Source organism: Pseudomonas aegrilactucae, from assembly GCF_019168305.1.
Lineage (GTDB): Bacteria > Pseudomonadota > Gammaproteobacteria > Pseudomonadales > Pseudomonadaceae > Aquipseudomonas > Aquipseudomonas aegrilactucae.
Genome location: NZ_JAHTBI010000134.1, coordinates 1 through 1,407, shown reverse-complemented (window position 1 = coordinate 1,407; position 1,407 = coordinate 1). Strand labels below are relative to the sequence as shown.

The following is a 1,407-nucleotide window of genomic DNA, read 5'->3' as shown; positions in this document are numbered from 1 at the left end:
TTCTGGCATGAAAATTGGACTATCCCCTTGCAGGCAAAACGCATTTTTCGCGTTCTGACCTTTTCATTTTTTGCAAGGAGCAGCCCCCATGGCAACACCCGCCTACATGTCCGTTACCGGCACCAAACAAGGCCTGATCACCGCAGGCGCCTTCACCGCCGATTCGGTCGGCAACACCTACCAGGAAGGCCACGAAGACCAGGTCATGGTGCAGGGCTTCAACCACGAAGTGATCATCCCGCGTGACCCGCAATCCGGTCAGCCGACCGGCCAGCGTGTGCACAAGCCGGTGATCATCACCAAGGTCTTCGACAAGGCATCGCCCCTGCTGCTGGCCGCGCTGACCTCCGGCGAGCGCCTGACCGAGATCGTCATCCACTGGTACCGCACCTCGGCGGCCGGCACCCAGGAGCACTACTTCACCACCACACTCGAAGACGCGATCATCGTCGACATCAAGGACTACATGCACAACTGCCAGGACCCGGCCAACGCGCACTTCACCCACCTCGAAGACGTGCACTTCACCTACCGCAAGATCACCTGGACCCATGAGGTTTCCGGTACTTCCGGCTCGGACGACTGGCGTACCCCGGTCGCCGGCTAAGCCTGCGCGTTAGTTCACTGCCCCGGCCATGCCTGCATGGCCGGCCGGGGCAGCCTGCCACTCAAGTTTTCAAGCACCCAAGTTTTTGCAGCAGGAGGAACATCGGATGTTCTCAGCGGCCAACCAGCCCCATTTCACCCTGACCCTGGACGGGGTCGACAGCGACTTTCAGGTGCTGTCGTTCACCGGGCGCGAAGCGCTCAGCCAGCCGTTCGAGTTCGAACTGGAACTGGTCAGTGAAAGGGCTTCGCTGAACCTGGAATCCCTCCTGCACAAGTTGGCCTTTTTGCAGCTGTCGCCCAGCGGCAGCGGCATTCACGGGCTGGTCTACAGCGCCGCGCAAGGCGAGGCCGGGCGGCGCCTGTCGCGCTACCGCCTGGTGCTGCGCCCGCAGCTGGCGTACCTGGCGCACCGCATCAACCAGCGCATCTTCCAGCACAAGACCGTGCCGCAGATCATCGCCCAGGTGCTCGAAGAGCACGGCATCCTGGCCAGCGACCACCGCTTCGTGCTCAGCGCCGTGTACCCCGAGCGGGTGTACTGCGTGCAGTACGACGAGTCCGACCTGCACTTCATCCAGCGCCTGTGTGAAGAGGAGGGTATTCACTACCACTTCCAGCACAGCCCGCAGGGCCATGCGCTGGTTTTTGGCGACGACCAGACCGTGTTCCCCAAGCTGGCGCCGGTGGCCTATCAGCAGGACACGGGGCTGGTGGCCGACGTGCCGGTGGTCAAGCGTTTCGGCCTGCGCCTGGCCACGCGCACCAGCCGCACCACGCGGCGCGACTACGACTTCACCA

The 1,407-nt window shown here is 63.0% G+C and carries 2 protein-coding genes; both read left to right on the top strand.

The features are described 5' to 3' along the window. Positions 1 to 88 precede the first annotated feature (88 nt). On the top strand, positions 89 to 607 hold the full coding sequence (locus KUO17_RS25765) for an Hcp family type VI secretion system effector (protein ID WP_217978379.1): 519 nt from the start codon (positions 89 to 91) through the stop codon (positions 605 to 607). 106 nt (positions 608 to 713) lie between these two features. Further along, positions 714 to 1,407: type VI secretion system tip protein TssI/VgrG (tssI, locus tag KUO17_RS25760; RefSeq protein WP_217978378.1), on the top strand; the 694-nt coding region annotated here is incomplete at its 3' end.